We start from the raw sequence: 14,059 nt of genomic DNA, 5'->3' as shown, positions 1-14,059 counted from the left end.
GCGCGGGAGGCGTTTGTAAGGTGGGGACATGACCCACGATCGCGCCGGACAGCCCGCTCAGCCCGCCGACCTCGTCGACGTCGCCCGGCTGGTCACCGCCTACTACGCGCTGCACCCGGACCCCGGAGAGGTGGGGCAGCGGGTGGCGTTCGGCACGTCCGGTCATCGCGGGTCGGCGCTCGACACCGCCTTCAACGAGGACCACATCGTGGCCACGACCCAGGCGATCTGCGAGTACCGCGCGGCGCAGGGCACCGACGGGCCGCTGTACCTCGGCGCGGACACGCACGCGCTGTCCGAGCCGGCCCAGGTGTCGGCGCTGGAGGTGCTGGTGGCCAACGGGGTGGACGTGCTGGTGGACTCCCGCGACGGCTACACGCCGACGCCGGCCGTCTCGCACGCGATCCTCACCCACAACCGGGGCCGCTCGTCCGGCCTGGCCGACGGCATCGTGGTCACGCCGTCGCACAACCCGCCGGCCGACGGCGGCTTCAAGTACAACCCGCCGAACGGCGGACCGGCCGACACCGGCGCCACCTCGTGGATCCAGGACCGGGCCAACGAGCTGCTGGCCGGCGGCCTGGCCGGGGTGCGCCGTGTGCCGTACGCCAGGGCGCGGCGGGAGGCGGGCCGCCACGACTTCCTCGGCGCGTACGTGGACGACCTGCCGTCGGTGGTGGACCTCGACGCGATCCGGGCGGCCGGGGTGCGGATCGGCGCCGACCCGCTGGGCGGGGCGAGCGTGGCCTACTGGGGCGAGATCGCCGAGCGGCACCGGCTGGACCTGACCGTGGTCAACCCGCTGGTGGACCCGACGTGGCGGTTCATGACGCTCGACTGGGACGGCAAGATCCGCATGGACTGCTCGTCGCCGTACGCGATGGCGTCGCTGATCGACGCCCGCGACCGCTTCGACATCACGACCGGCAACGACGCCGACTCCGACCGGCACGGCGTCGTGACGCCCGACGGCGGGCTGCTGAACCCCAACCACTACCTCGCGGTCGCGATCTCCTACCTGTACGCCCACCGCGACGGCTGGCCGCAGGGCGCCGGGGTGGGCAAGACGATGGTGAGCAGCTCGATCATCGACCGGGTGGCCGAGTCGCTGGGGCGGCGGCTGTACGAGGTGCCGGTCGGGTTCAAGTGGTTCGTGCCGGGGCTGCTGGACGGGTCGCTCGGGTTCGGCGGCGAGGAGAGCGCGGGGGCGTCGTTCCTGCGCCGCGACGGCTCGGTGTGGACGACCGACAAGGACGGCATCATCCTGGCGCTGCTGGCCTCGGAGATCGCGGCCGTCACGGGCGAGTCGCCGAGCGCCCGCTACCGCGAGCTGACCTCCCGGTACGGCGAGCCCGCCTACGCCCGGGTGGACGCGCCGGCCACGCGCGAGGAGAAGGCGGTGCTGGGCAAGCTGTCGGCCGACCAGGTGACGGCGACGGCCCTGGCCGGGGAGCCGATCACGTCGGTGCTGACGCGGGCTCCGGGCAACGACGCCGCGCTCGGAGGGGTGAAGGTGTCCACGGAGAGCGCCTGGTTCGCGGCGCGGCCGTCGGGCACCGAGGACGTCTACAAGATCTACGCGGAGTCGTTCAAGGGGCCGGAGCATCTGGCCGAGGTCCAGCAGGAGGCGCGGGCGCTGGTCTCGGAGACGCTCGCCGGGGCCTGAGGCTGACGGGATGCATGACAACCTGCGATAAGGGTGGGCAAAATGGGGCGGCAGCGGCTGTTTGGCGTACAAGATGGCGACATTCTGCAATGATCTCGTCGTTGGACAGCCGGAGTATGTAGCCCCCCACGGACAGTGACTGATGCCCACATTCGAGGAAATAGCCGCCTTCGTCACGGAAAAGCCGTTCGCCACCGCTGTCATCGCGCTGCTGGTCCTGGCCGCCCTGGGCCTGGCGTTCCTGCTGGTCCGCGTGGCATGGCGAGCCGGTGCGTTCCTGGTCGCCCGCTACGTCGCCCCGCGTCCCGTCGAGGACATCCTGACGGTCGTGGCCGCGTCCATCGCCACCGGCGTGTCGGCGCAGGGCATGTGGCGCTTCTCCGGTGACGTGCTCGGCCTCGACGGGCCGCTGCGGCTGCTGCTGTTCGCGTTCATCGAGGTGGCCATCATCACCTCGGCCGTGCGCGCCCGCCGCAACATGCGCGAGAACTTCTCCGCCGGCATCGACGGCATCGCCGTGTGGGCGCTGACGTGCCTGACGGCCGTGCTGTCCAGCATGGACGCCCGCAGCCTGCCCGAGGCGCTCTTCCGGCTCGCCGCGCCGCTGGTCGCCGCCTGGCTGTGGGAGCGCGGCATGGCCATCGAGCGGCACCGCATCCGCGGCACCGGCCGCATCAACTGGCGGCTCACCCCCGAGCGGCTGCTGGTCCGCATGGGACTGGCCGAGGTGAGCGACCGCACCGCGAGCGAGGTGGACGCGCACCGGCGGCTGACCCGCGTCGCCCTGGCCGCCAAGAAGGCCAAGGCGCTGCGCGAGGGCGGGGCGTCCGAGCGCAAGCTGCGCGCCGCGCTCGCCCGGCTCGACAAGGCCATGGACCAGGCCGTCGAGCACACCGGCCTGGCCGTCGACCCGGCCCGCCAGGAGGCGCTGCTCGCCCAGATCGCCGCGCTCTACAACACCACCGCGCTCATCGACGCCGACCCCCGCGTGCCGTGGGAGCCGAACGCCGACCACCACCCCGTCCCCGCCCGTCCGGCCCTGCCGCCCGCGCTGGCCGAGCTGGTCGAGGACGAGGACGAGGACGTCACCGTGCTCGACACCACCCCGCAGGTCGTCGACACCGCCCAGCGCGCCGCGCTCATGCGGGCCGCCCGCGAGTACTGGGACCGGCAGATCGCCAAGGGCATCGTGCCGCGCACCATCGACATCGCGCAGCAGATCGGCATCTCGCTGGCCACCGCGCGCCAGTATCGTGCCCTGTGGAAGCTGGAGCCGGAGGCGCACGCCCTCATCGAGGCTCTGTACCAGCAGCACGGCATCGTCGACACAGGAGCCTTCCCGGCCCTCGGCGCCGACGGGCGGGTGCTGGCCAAGTCCTGAGGGCGCGGGAGGCCGGTTGAGGGAGCGCACGCTGGAGCGGGTCAGGAAGCTCCTGGCCAAGGCCGAACGCACCGACAACGAGCACGAGCGCGCCACGTTCATGGCGGCGGCCTCGGCGCTCATGGCCAAGTACGGCATCGACGCCCTCGACCCCGGCGAGCCGCGCCAGGCGCCCGGCGACCGGATCGTCACCCTGCCCGCCCCGTGGGCGCGGGAGAAGGCGCGCCTCGTCGGGCTGGTGGCCCAGGCCGTGCGCTGCCGGCCGCTGCTCATCGGGCGCGGCGACGGCGGGCACCAGGTCCACATCTTCGGCTTCGCCGCCGATCTGGAGCGGGCCGACCTGCTGGCCACGTCGCTGCTGCTGCAGATGGCCTCCGGCCTGGGGCGTACCCGCCCGCCGGCCGAGGCCGCCGCGGCCCGCGCCTACCGCCGCTCGTGGATGCTGGGCTTCGCCGACGAGGTGTACCGGCTGCTGCGCGAGGCCGAGGAGCGGGCGGAGGCCGACCATCTCGACGGGAACCCGGCGGGCGCTGGCACGGCCCTGGTGCTGGCCGACCGGCGGGCGGAGGTGGAGCGGGCGGTCGCGGCGCGGTACCCGCTGATCCGGGTGACGGTGCCGCGGATGACCGGCACCGGCTACCACGACGGGGCCGCCGCCGGTCGCCGCGCCGACCTGGGCCGCACCCGCGTGCCCGGCGCCCCCTCCGCCGAGCTGACCCGCTGACGGCCGCGCCGCGGCGGGAGCGGGACGGGCGCTCTAGGGTGAGGCGCATGGACGACGGCTGGACGAAGCTCGCGGGCCGCTCCCCCGCGTCGCTGGCGACCCGGGCGGAGCTGGTGGCCCGCTGGAGCGAGCCGCACCGCCGCTACCACACCCTCGATCACCTGGCCGCCGTGCTGGCCGCCGCCGACCGGCTCGCGGGCGCGGCGGACGATCCCGGCGCCGTGCGCCTGGCCCTGTGGTTCCACGACGCCGTGTACGACGGCCGGCCCGGCCGGGACGAGGAGCGCAGCGCCCAGCTCGCCCAGGCCCGGCTGCCCCGGTGCGGGGTGCCGCCCGCGCGCGTCGCCGAGGTGGCCCGGCTGGTACGGCTGACGGCCGCCCACGACCGGGTGGCGCCGGGCGACGCGAACGGGGAGGTGCTGTGCGACGCCGACCTGGCCGTGCTGGGCTCCCCGAGCCGGGAGGCGTACGACGACTACGCGGCGCGCGTCCGGCAGGAGTACGCGCACGTGGCCGACGAGCCGTTCAGGGCGGGCCGGGCCGCCGTGCTGGGGCGGCTGCTGGCGGCTCCGCGGCTGTACCGGACTCCCGTGGCGTACGAGCTGTGGGAGGAGCGGGCGCGCGCGAACCTGCGCGCCGAGCTGCGCTCCCTCACGGCGGGCACCCGGCCGTAGCGCCGGCCGGGGGTGTACTTCACGCCGGCGGGGGCCCTTCATACGGGCGGGGCGCTTCGGTGAATTCCAGGGGGCGTCGCAACACGGTGATCAATTACTGGCCACAAGCGTAGCGAGACGCTTGGCTGGGAGAAACCCAGATCGCGAGCGGTCAACCGTCAGTCCTGTTCTGTGCGGTGCCCGTGGCTCCGGTGGGCGGCCAACGACCTTGCCGGTCCGGCCCGAGATGTCGATTCGGCGGAGTAGCACAACCACTCCAGCGCACTGAGTCCGAACCGCACCCGCAGGAGCTCACCTGCGCGTTCGTAGCCGGAGCCTTACTCGTGGGGGAGCAGATAACGCCACGAAAGAGCGATGTGCTCGCCGGTTGACATGCGATAGACGTGCCAGGATCCGTCACCTGGTATCAAGCGGGCGATCGTGTGCGCCTTGTTGCCCTTGTAGTCCTTGCTTCCCGAGCGCGCTTGCGTCTTGGGTGGCAGGGGGACGCCCCCCGGCAAGGGCTGGGCAGGCGTCGCAGGAACCGTGACCTGCTCGGTGGACAGTCGTACACGGTCGGTGGAGTAGTTCCCGCCCTGTGCGGTCACGCGGTCGGCCAAGTGGGCGAGGCGGTCGCGGGCGGTGACGAGCGCGGCGTCGTAGCTGGCTGCGGCATGTTCCAGAGACGGCACGTGCACCTCACGCATGCCGCTGCCGCTGTCGACGCCGAGGACCGTGGTCGGCACGTCATAGATCCTCGGCGACCCCGGCAGGGGCGAGGCAGTGGCGGGTTGCCCTGCCAGATCATGATCGAGGGCCTCCACCAAGGTTTCGACCTCGGCGGGTGGAAGGCGCAGCTCGTGCGCGGCGACGGCGATGGCCCGGCCGTCGGCGTAGACCGCCAGCATCGGAGGGCGAACGGCTGCACGGCCGGGGGCCATCAAACCACCCACCCGCAGCCATTCGGCGACAAGGCGCTGCGCGGGTCCGGCTGTGGCCGGCTCAGGGACTGACCGGCCAGTCCGCTCCAGCCTCGGCATCGTCCCGGTCTCTTGAACTCCGGTGCTGCTACACGCCGCAAGTATCAGCACCAGAGCGACGACCCAACTCCATCTCATATCCCTGAAACGATCATTTTCGGCGCGCGGTTCAGGCGTGGTGTCACGACGCCGTACTCCGATCTCCCGGCTGATGGTGGGAGTGCGGGGGCCCCGTCTTTCTTGCCGCGCCTTGCCACCAACACCCGTCAATGAGCATGGATGTTGCGACAAGTACCAGAACCCGCCGTTCATACGGGCGGGGCGCTTCATCCTGGCGGGTGGCGAGCGCCTCAGCTCACCGGGGCGCCCGGTGTGTGGCGCTTGCGGCGGCGCAGGCCGGCGGCGATGAGGCGGCGCAGCAGCTCCCGCGAGCTGACCGCCTGGGCGCCCAGCTCGACGGCCCGCCGGTGGACCGTCTCCGGCACGTCGTAGTGGTCGCGGTCGAAGGCGCGCCCCGGCACCCCGAGCAGCGCGGCGAAGGCGTGCAGCTCCTCCAGGGAGTGGTCGCTGACGAGGTGCGACCACATGAGGCCGCGCGGGCCGGGCCAGTTCGGGGGGTCGATGAGCACGGTCACGTGGTCAAGGGTAGGACCCTGCCGCTTACCGTGAGCTCGCCGAGGTCGGCCACGACCACGTCGGCGCCGTGCTCGCGCAGCTCCACGCCGTACGCCGCCGCGCGTTCCGGGTCCGTGTGCTCGGCGGCCCCCTGCGCGTCGGGGCGGCCGACCGCGACGACCAGGCCGAATCCGGCCTTGCGGGCCGCCTCCACGCCCGGCAGCGCCGCCTCGGCCACGGCGGTGCGCGCCGGAGGCACGGCCAGCCGGCGGGCGGCCTCCAGGAACAGGGCCGGGTCGGGCGGGCCGGGCAGGTTCATCAGGGCGGCGTCGTGGCCGTCGACGAGCACGTCGAACAGGTGGGTGACGGCCGCCGAGGTGATCAGCTTGCGGCCGTGCAGGCCGGCCGAGACGGCCGCGGTGCGCGCGCCCCTGTGGCGCAGTTCGTGCAGCAGCGCCACCGTGGAGGGGAAGGCGGCGACGCCGTACTTGTCCACCTGCGCGACGAACAGCCGGTCCTTGGCCCGGCCGAGCCCGTGGATGGTCGGCTCGCCCGGCTCGTCGTCGGGCGAGCCCTCCTCCACCTCCAGGCCGCGCGAGGCGAGGAACGTGCGGATGCCGTCGAGCCGGGGCCGGCCGTCGACGTGGCGCAGGTAGTCGTCCCTGATGTCGAACGGGGCCGAGCGGCCGCGCAGGAAGGCGTCGAAGACGTGTTTCCAGGCGGCCGCGTGGCTCTGCGCGGTGTCGGTGACCACGCCGTCCGTGTCGAACACGACGGCGTGCACCGCGGTCAGGTCGATGGCGGGCTCGTTCACACTTGTGAACGTAACCCGATTACCAGGCGACGGGTAGCTTCTCCACGCCGTGGACGATGGACAGCGCCCTGAACGGCACCTCGCCGGCCACGTGCAGGCCGGGGAAGCGGCGCAGCAGCGCGGGGAACGCGATGCGCATCTCCATCTGGGCGAGCGGCGCGCCGATGCAGCGGTGGATGCCGTGGCCGAAGGCCAGGTGGGAGCCGGCCGTGTCGCGGTACGGCTTGACCTCGTCCATGTCGTCGCCGAGGCTCGGGTCGCGGTTGGCGGCGGTCAGGGAGCAGAGGACCATCTCCCCCTTCTTGACCGTGTGGCCGGACAGCTCCAGGTCCTCGCGGGCGAAGCGCGGGAAGGCGACCTGCACGACCGTCATGTAGCGCAGCAGCTCCTCGACCACCTCGTTGACGTGGCCGTCCACCTCGCGCACCTTGGCGGCCTGCTCGGGGTTCTCCAGCAGCCAGAGGGTGCCGAGCGACAGCATGCTGGTGCTGGTGTCGTGGCCGCCGGTGAGCAGGCCGTCGGCCATGCTGGCGAGCGTGCGGTCGTCGAGCTCGTCGCCGTGGTCGCGCAGCAGCCGGCCGAGCAGGCCGTCGCCGGGATCGAGCCGCTCGCGGGCGACCAGGTCGGTGAGGTACGTCATCGCGTCGTTGACGGCCTGCAGGGACGCCTCGGGGCCGGCGGTGAGGTCGAAGCGGTTGGTGCTGATCCGCAGGAAGTCGGCGCGCTCCTCGTACGGCACGCCGAGCAGCTCGCACACCACCAGCGACGGGATGGGCAGCGCGAACGACTCGACCAGGTCGGCCGGGGAGCCCGCGGCCTCCATCTTGTCGAGGTACTCCTCGACCATGGCCTCGATGCGCGGCTCCAGCCGGCGCAGGCGGCGCATCGTGAACTCCGGCGTGAGATAGCGGCGCAGCCGCGTGTGCTCGGGCGGGTCGCGGAAGCCGAGGCCGCCCGGGTCCTCCTGGTTGGAGCCGAGCCCGATCACGTTGCCGAAGTCGTTGCTGAACCGCTCGTGGTCCCCCAGCACGGACCGTACGTCGTGATAGCGGGTGACCAGGTACACGGTCTGGCCGCCCGGGATCTCCATGGGGAAGATCGGATGCTCGGTACGGATGCGGGCAAGCTCCGCTACCGGATCGAAACCCTCCCTCATGAACTGGACGAGGGGGAACTCTGAATCTGACATCGAATCCGTCCTGTACGGGGCGTTCGCATCTGGAGGGGGTCGGCCGCGCCCCGTCCCCGAGGTCCGGGTCGAGGCGGCCTGCTCCATTCTGCGCCACCGGCTCCGGCGATGCGATGACGGTCTTGAGCGGCCGCCCCGGTGTCCCGTCGAGGGTGCCGCCAGGATCGGTCCGATGCCGGGTGGGGTCAGAGCTTGCCGAGGGCCCGGACGAGGACGGTGGCGGTGTCGGCGACGACCTTGTCGTTCACCGCCGCGTCGGCGGCCTCGCGGTTGGTGTAGACGGCCAGGATGATCGGGGCGGCGGACTTCTCGGGCCAGACGATCGCGATGTCGTTGCCGGCGCCGTACTGGGAGTTCGTGCCCGTCTTGTCGCCGATCTTCCAGGTCTTCGGCAGGCCCGCCCGGATGCGGGCGTCACCGGTCTTGTTGGCGGTCAGCCAGCCGATGAGCCGCTGCCGGTCCCTGACGTGGAGCGCGTTCCCGGCCGTGACCGCGCGCAGGTCACGGGCGACGGAGGCGGGCGTCGTGGTGTCACGCCGCTCCTTCGGGCTCCAGTCGTTGAGCTCGGTCTCCCAGCGGTCGAGCCGGGAGACCGGGTCCTTCAGCGTGCGGAAGTAGCGGGTCAGCCCGGCGGGGCCGCCGATCTGCTTGAGCACCATGTTGCCGGCGGTGTTGTCGCTCAGGGTGATGGCCGCCTCGCACAACCGGGCGACGGTCAGGCCGTCCTTGACGTGCTTCTCGGTGGTCGGCGAGTTGGGCTTGAGGTCGGCGGCGGTCCACGTGACGACCTTGTCCATCAGGCCGGGCTCGGAGGTGCGCGCCTTGTGCAGCGCGGCCGCGCAGCCCATCGCCTTGAAGGTGGACAGCAGCGGGAACCGCTCGCCCGACCGGTAGGCGACGGTCCTGCCGGTGGCGGTGTCGATGGCGTAGGCGCCGATGCGCCCCTGGAAGGACTTCTCCAGGGCCCGCAGCTCCTTGCCGACGCCGGTCCCCGTGGTCACCGGCTTGGTGGTCACCGGCTGCGCCCCGGCCGTGGTGGAGGCCGCGGCTGCCGGGGCGGCGGCGGCCGGGACGGTGAGAAGGGAGAGTGTCAGGGTGGTGGTGCCGAGCGCGTGCAGGTGTCGCATGTGGGGTCCTCACGGCGGTGCGTCATGGGTCGGTCAGACGCAGGAGCAAATCAGAGGCGATCACCTGATGTCCAATATCGATATCGGGCTGAGGGTCATATCGATACTGGTATGCCCGCATGTCAGGAGTTCCGGGGAACCGCCCCCGTGGACCAGGGGCGGCTCCGCTCGGCGGTGTCTATGCCCAGGGCTGGCCGACGAGCCAGCTCACGTCGGCGGCCCACGACGTGGCGCTGTCGAAGGCGTTCGAGCCGCCGTTGGCGGCGATGTAGACGGTGTTGTTGTAGTGGCGGAGGAACCGGTCCGGGAAGTTGGCGGAGGCGAACGAGGTGCCCTGGCCGCTCTTGCCGGACTGCGGGCAGAAGGTGGCGTCGGCGGCGAACAGCGAGCTGTCGTCGTTGTGCTGCCGGTACAGCTGGTAGTTCTGGTGCCGCAGGTAGTCGCCGGGGTAGTTCTTCGACTCGAACGACACGCAGGAGCTGTTGGCCAGGCCGCTGCGCACGATCCATGTGGCGTCGTTCCTGTCCAGAGCCGGGCTGGACGAGGTGATCACCGACGTGACGGCCTGGTCGTTCTGGTGACGGATGGAGCGGTCGGCGCAGCAGGACGTCGTCGCGCGCAGCGAGATCGAGGAGCCGGGCGTCAGCGTGCCGTTCTGGCCGCCGGCGGACGTCGCGTATCCGGCGGCCACGATGCTCGCCTGCACGGAGTTCTCCGTGGCGTCCGACGGATAGCCGGACGTCATCACGCCCTCGTAGAAGGTGCCGGCGGAGCCGTGGCTGTTGTCGCCGCCGATGCCGAGGATGATGGCCCCTTCCTTCTTCATCGGGTTGTAGCCCGCGACGTTGGGGCGCTTCCCGTTGTAGAAGGTGGACAGGCTGCCCGACTGCGCGTTGCCCGCCCGGATCGCCCAGTGGTTCGGCTCGCCCTTGATGATGGCGGTCAGGAACCGGTGGTTCACGCTCGGGTCGTTCGCGTTGTAGCCCGCGTTCACCCCGGAGAACAGGCCGTTCTCGAGGTCGGCCATGACCCAGGGACCGTTGCCCGTGCCGTAGCCCCAGACCTTGATGTTGCCGAAGTAGATGGCCTCCATGGTGCCGTTGCCGTTGTCACGGCTGTTGGTCTCGGCGTTGCCGTAGTCGAAGCAGCAGCCGCCGTTGTAGTGGGTGCCGTCGAAGACCGCGTACATCCCCTCCGGCTGGTCCCCCTTCGCGACGCCGTTGGTGTTGTTGTTGCGGTAGCCGGTGCCGGGAGCCACGTAGACGCCGTAGGCCTTGTGGCCGTTGATCACGATCGGCGCGGCGGTCGCGTTCGCCAGGTTGTCGTACCCGCCCGGAGCCGGGCCCTGGAACCCGCCGGGGGGCGCCTGGGTGAGGTGGTTTCCGCGGCCGGACTGGTCGTAGATGACGGTGATGAGGCAGGTCGTGCCGGCGCAGAAGGAGTCCTGCGCGGCGGCGTCGGCGTATCCGCCCGCGCTCAGGACGCCGATGTTCCGGGTGGCGTTGTCCGAGGCACGGCGCACCTGGTACAGCGAGCCGTTGTAGGAGGCGTACAGGGCCCGGGTCGTGCTGTGCGCCGCCACGCACGGCGTGCCGCCCGAGGCGTAGAGGTCACACGGCGGCGACGTCGCGGCCTGTGAAGACGTGGGGAGGCCGGTCAGCAGGCCGGCGGCGAGCGCGACGACCGCGCCCGCGGACAGCAGTGCCTTGGCGAGACGCCGGAATCCGGACCTGACAATCATCATGGAATCTGCCTTTCAGGGGGGACCCGCCGCGAGGGCCGGAGATTTCAGGCATGGGTCGTCGATCAAAAGGATCGAACCCGCCACCGCACCTCTGCACGCGCGGCGATATGCCCTCTGACCTGCGGTGTCGCGACCGGAACGGAAAGGGGATTTGCGTTGTTAGCGCTAACATTCGTAGGTGCTATATGACCTCCGGGGGAAATTCTCATGGGGTTGACGGGCTCACTATGAACCGAAGCCAATGGTGCGTCAAGGTTTCGGGCGCATGACGGAACACGGGTGCCGCACGGCCCCGCCACGGACGACTACGCGACGGGGCCAGATCCCCTTCGAGGACGGTCCGGGTGATCGGGGGACGGTCCCAGACGTGGGCCTCCGGAGTCGTTGCGATGATCGTGACAGTGACGACTGTCGTCCCGCTCAGCGGCCGAGCCGCCACAGCGCCGCCCGCCCCTCCCGCAGGGGGTCCCGGACGACCGCGCCGAGCGCGTAGACGGTGCCGTCGCGCGCCGCCAGGTCGTACACCCGCGCCTGGCCGCCGTCCCGCACGGGAAGGGACTTTCGCGTCCACCGCCCGCCCGCCAGATGCCACAGGACGCTGCGCGGACCGTCGTCCCAGTCCGTGACGGCCCACAGGCCACCGCTTCCGTCGGGCACCGCGTCGCTGAAACCCGGCTCTCCCGTCGGTCCCCACAGGCACGTCCACACGCCGGAGACGTTGCGCATCGCCACGGGCCGGGCCGGGAAGACGTCCTCCAGGTCCTCGCGGTCATGCTCCAGCCACCGGAAGCTCCCGAGCACCCAGAACTCGGCGGAACCGGTCCGCACCGCCACCCGCGGGAAGCGCTCGCCGTCGTCCCCGTGCTGCGGCTCGGCGTCCGGTGGCAGCCTCAGCTCCGGCAGCGGCACGTCCTGCCAGGCGCTCCCGGTCCACCGGGCGACGCGCGACTTGTCGCTGTCCGTGTCGTCGGGGGGCAGCTCGCCCACCACCCAGGGCTCGTCGTCGGTGCCGCCCAGCGAGCGGGCGGGCGCGGGCAGCGGGGCCGGCTGCCACCGGGTGCCGTTCCACCGCATCGACCGATCCCCGGCCACCACCCACGGCCCGCGGGCCGAGGTCCGCACGTCGTCCGAGGCCGGGCGCAGGTCGAGCGGCGCCGTCCGCCACGCCGCGCCGTTCCAGGCCCACAGCGTCCTGGGGCCGTGGGCGCCGTCCTCCTTGCCCGGCGCCCGGGTCACGATCCAGGCCGCGTCGCGGGAGACGGCCGACAGCGCCTGGTCCGCGCCACGGGCGCCCGGAACCTGCGGCAGCCGGGTCCACGCCCGGCCGTCCCAGCGGCGGGCCGCCACGTGGTCGCCCATGGCGCCGGGCGTGCCGTGGAGTGCCCAGAGGGCGCCGTCGGAGGTGACGCTGCCGTCGGCGAGGTGGCCGGGCGAGTCGTCGAGCGAGACCAGCCGCCACCCGGAGCCGCGAAGCTCGACCGGCCGCAGCTGGTCGGCCGCCCGGGGCGTCCCGGGGCAGGAGCCGGGCGTGACGGCGGCGGGCTCGGCGACCCTGCCGGCCGGCGCGGACGTGGCCGCCGGCGCCGGAGAGCTCGCACGGGGTTCTCCGGCCGGGCGCGAGCCGGAGCAGGCGCTCGCCCCCAGCGCCAGTACGGCCAGCGCGGCAGTCGTTCGCCTCACGTGCGATCCTCACCCGGGGAGACGTAGCGAGAGATCACATTATGCACGCGGCGTCCCGTGCTGTCGCCGCCCGAGGAGCGAGACTGGCCTGACCGGCGCGGGAGCCGCCAGGCGCCCGCTCGTGACCGCCAGGAGGAGAGAGTTGAGCGTCGTTCTTCCCGAAGACCCGTTCCACCGCAGGCTGCACCACGTGGCGCCCGCGGGCCTGACCTCGGAGACCGCGCAGACCGGCGGCATGCGCAGGCGCGCCGCCATCAGCGGCGCCACCGTCGGGTCGAGGCGGCTGTGGATGGGCCAGACCCACGTGGCGCCCGCGACCGCGTCCCTCAACCATCACCACGGCGATTCGGAGACCGCGATCTACGTGGTCAGCGGCACCCCGTCGTTCGTGTTCCTCGACCTGGACGCCGAGGAGCCGCACGAGGTGCGGATCGACGCGAAGCCGGGCGACTACATCTTCGTGCCGCCGTTCGTCCCCCACCGTGAGGAGAACCCGGACCCCGACCTGGAGGCGGTCGTCGTGATCGCCCGGAGCTCGCAGGAGGCGATCGTGGTCAACCTGCCGGACCTCGGGTGGAGCGGCCCGGTCCGGCCGGCGGAGTGACGACCGGCCGCGGCCGGGTGGTCTCAGCCCGCTCCGGAGACCTCCGCACCGGCGGGCACCCGTAGCGCGGCGAAGACCACCCGGCGGCGGAGCCGGAACCCGATCGACTCGTACAGACGGATCGCGTTGACGTTGCCGGCCACCGCGTGCAGGAACGGGATCTCCCCTCGGTCCCGGATCCCGGCCGCCACGGCCGGCACCAGCCGGCTCGCCAGCCCCTGGCCGCGGAAGGCGGCGTCGGTGCACACCGCGCTGATCTCCGTCCAGCCCTGGGGGTGTAGCCGCTCCCCCGCCATCGCCACGAGTGCGGGGGAGCCGTCCGCGTGGCCTGCGCCCGTGTCGCGGCGGATGCCGAGGTAGGTGCCCATCTCGACGGTGCGGTCGAGCAGGGGGCCCGGCTGCGTGCGCTGGACCAGGTCCAGCATCTCGGGCACGTCCTTCGTCCCCAGCCGGACGGTCTCGCCGTCGTACGCCGCCGCGACGTCGTCGCCGACCATCTGGACTCCTTCCAGCGACATCACGACCTCCCACCCGTCCGGCGGCGCGATCGCCGGACCGGTGAGCGTGACGACGGCGCCCGGGCCGGCGAGCGCGGCCAGGTCGGCCCAGTCGGCGGGGCCCGGCTCGTCCGGCAGCGCGGCGAACGGGGAGACGTCGGCCGGGTATCGCAGCGCGGCACCGCGTCGTCCGGCGAGGTGCGCGTGGGGGCCGGCCAGGGACCACCAGACGGGGTTGTCCAGCGGGTGACGTTCGGGGCGTCCCCGCGGACCCTGCCGGTCGTCGGCTTCCTCCCGGATCGGACTCTTCACCCCTGCACCACTCCCTTCCTGGACTTCCTGGACTTTCTGGACTTCCTGGACGACGGGGATCACGGACCTCATT

General features: G+C 72.4%; 13 protein-coding genes. 5 read left to right on the top strand and 8 right to left on the bottom strand.

Annotated features, from left to right (window positions below):
• Positions 1-28 precede the first annotated feature (28 nt).
• The 4 genes from pgm (at position 29) to ABZS51_RS09745 (ending at position 4,445) form a co-directional block, all read left to right on the top strand.
• Positions 29-1,666: a phosphoglucomutase (alpha-D-glucose-1,6-bisphosphate-dependent) gene (gene pgm, locus ABZS51_RS09760; protein ID WP_355438196.1), complete on the top strand. Its 1,638-nt coding sequence runs from the start codon at positions 29-31 to the stop codon at positions 1,664-1,666.
• A gap of 142 nt (positions 1,667-1,808) precedes the next feature.
• The gene (locus ABZS51_RS09755) at positions 1,809-3,047 is read left to right on the top strand and encodes a hypothetical protein (RefSeq protein ID WP_355438194.1); all 1,239 of its coding nucleotides are present in this window, start codon (positions 1,809-1,811) and stop codon (positions 3,045-3,047) included.
• A 16-nt stretch (positions 3,048-3,063) separates the two neighbouring features.
• A complete protein-coding gene (locus ABZS51_RS09750) occupies positions 3,064-3,771 on the top strand; it encodes a DUF2786 domain-containing protein (RefSeq protein WP_355438192.1) in 708 nt (235 codons plus the stop codon).
• 47 nt (positions 3,772-3,818) lie between these two features.
• The gene (locus tag ABZS51_RS09745; protein WP_355438190.1) at positions 3,819-4,445 is read left to right on the top strand and encodes a metal-dependent phosphohydrolase; all 627 of its coding nucleotides are present in this window, start codon (positions 3,819-3,821) and stop codon (positions 4,443-4,445) included.
• A gap of 317 nt (positions 4,446-4,762) precedes the next feature.
• Here ABZS51_RS09745 and ABZS51_RS09740 read toward each other — a convergent pair whose 3' ends face one another.
• From ABZS51_RS09740 to ABZS51_RS09710, 7 genes are all read right to left on the bottom strand, one after another.
• Positions 4,763-5,332, bottom strand: a complete 570-nt coding sequence (locus ABZS51_RS09740) for a hypothetical protein (protein ID WP_355438188.1) — start codon at positions 5,330-5,332, stop codon at positions 4,763-4,765.
• A 422-nt stretch (positions 5,333-5,754) separates the two neighbouring features.
• The gene (locus ABZS51_RS09735; RefSeq protein WP_355438186.1) at positions 5,755-6,039 is read right to left on the bottom strand and encodes a DUF4031 domain-containing protein; all 285 of its coding nucleotides are present in this window, start codon (positions 6,037-6,039) and stop codon (positions 5,755-5,757) included.
• Positions 6,036-6,833 (bottom strand): HAD family hydrolase, encoded by a 798-nt coding sequence (locus tag ABZS51_RS09730; protein ID WP_355438184.1) that lies wholly within the window; start codon positions 6,831-6,833, stop codon positions 6,036-6,038. Before ABZS51_RS09730 ends, ABZS51_RS09735 begins: the two co-directional genes overlap by 4 nt.
• Before the next feature lie 19 nt (positions 6,834-6,852).
• Positions 6,853-8,022: a cytochrome P450 gene (locus ABZS51_RS09725; RefSeq protein WP_355438182.1), complete on the bottom strand. Its 1,170-nt coding sequence runs from the start codon at positions 8,020-8,022 to the stop codon at positions 6,853-6,855.
• A 185-nt stretch (positions 8,023-8,207) separates the two neighbouring features.
• On the bottom strand, positions 8,208-9,149 hold the full coding sequence (gene bla, locus ABZS51_RS09720; protein ID WP_355438180.1) for a class A beta-lactamase: 942 nt from the start codon (positions 9,147-9,149) through the stop codon (positions 8,208-8,210).
• A gap of 178 nt (positions 9,150-9,327) precedes the next feature.
• Positions 9,328-10,893 carry an alpha-L-arabinofuranosidase B gene (locus ABZS51_RS09715; RefSeq protein WP_310712377.1) on the bottom strand — a complete coding sequence of 522 codons (1,566 nt, stop codon included), beginning with the start codon at positions 10,891-10,893 and terminating at the stop codon, positions 9,328-9,330.
• A 420-nt stretch (positions 10,894-11,313) separates the two neighbouring features.
• Positions 11,314-12,573 (bottom strand): hypothetical protein, encoded by a 1,260-nt coding sequence (locus tag ABZS51_RS09710; protein ID WP_355438177.1) that lies wholly within the window; start codon positions 12,571-12,573, stop codon positions 11,314-11,316.
• A gap of 142 nt (positions 12,574-12,715) precedes the next feature.
• On the opposite strand from ABZS51_RS09710, the gene ABZS51_RS09705 reads away from it, so the two are divergent.
• The gene (locus tag ABZS51_RS09705; protein WP_355438175.1) at positions 12,716-13,177 is read left to right on the top strand and encodes a cupin domain-containing protein; all 462 of its coding nucleotides are present in this window, start codon (positions 12,716-12,718) and stop codon (positions 13,175-13,177) included.
• 23 nt (positions 13,178-13,200) lie between these two features.
• Here the strand turns inward: ABZS51_RS09705 and ABZS51_RS09700 are convergent, their stop codons facing one another.
• Positions 13,201-13,986, bottom strand: a complete 786-nt coding sequence (locus tag ABZS51_RS09700) for a GNAT family N-acetyltransferase (protein WP_355438173.1) — start codon at positions 13,984-13,986, stop codon at positions 13,201-13,203.
• Positions 13,987-14,059: the final 73 nt, after the last annotated feature.

Origin of the sequence: Nonomuraea sp. NPDC005501, from assembly GCF_040605905.1 — a bacterium.
Classification (GTDB): Bacteria; Actinomycetota; Actinomycetes; order Streptosporangiales; family Streptosporangiaceae; genus Nonomuraea.
Note: the sequence above shows the minus strand (reverse complement) of the source record. Positions and strands in the feature narration are given on the sequence as shown.

What these genes read in the sequence shown, in the direction of transcription:
- ABZS51_RS09715 (WP_310712377.1), bottom strand. Translation starts at nt 10,893, where the DNA reads ATGATGATTGTCAGGTCCGGATTCCGGCGTCTCGCCAAGGCACTGCTG.
- ABZS51_RS09755 (WP_355438194.1), top strand. Translation starts at nt 1,809, where the DNA reads ATGCCCACATTCGAGGAAATAGCCGCCTTCGTCACGGAAAAGCCGTTC.
- bla (WP_355438180.1), bottom strand. Translation starts at nt 9,149, where the DNA reads ATGCGACACCTGCACGCGCTCGGCACCACCACCCTGACACTCTCCCTT.
- ABZS51_RS09745 (WP_355438190.1), top strand. Translation starts at nt 3,819, where the DNA reads ATGGACGACGGCTGGACGAAGCTCGCGGGCCGCTCCCCCGCGTCGCTG.
- ABZS51_RS09725 (WP_355438182.1), bottom strand. Translation starts at nt 8,022, where the DNA reads ATGTCAGATTCAGAGTTCCCCCTCGTCCAGTTCATGAGGGAGGGTTTC.
- pgm (WP_355438196.1), top strand. Translation starts at nt 29, where the DNA reads ATGACCCACGATCGCGCCGGACAGCCCGCTCAGCCCGCCGACCTCGTC.
- ABZS51_RS09740 (WP_355438188.1), bottom strand. Translation starts at nt 5,332, where the DNA reads ATGCTGGCGGTCTACGCCGACGGCCGGGCCATCGCCGTCGCCGCGCAC.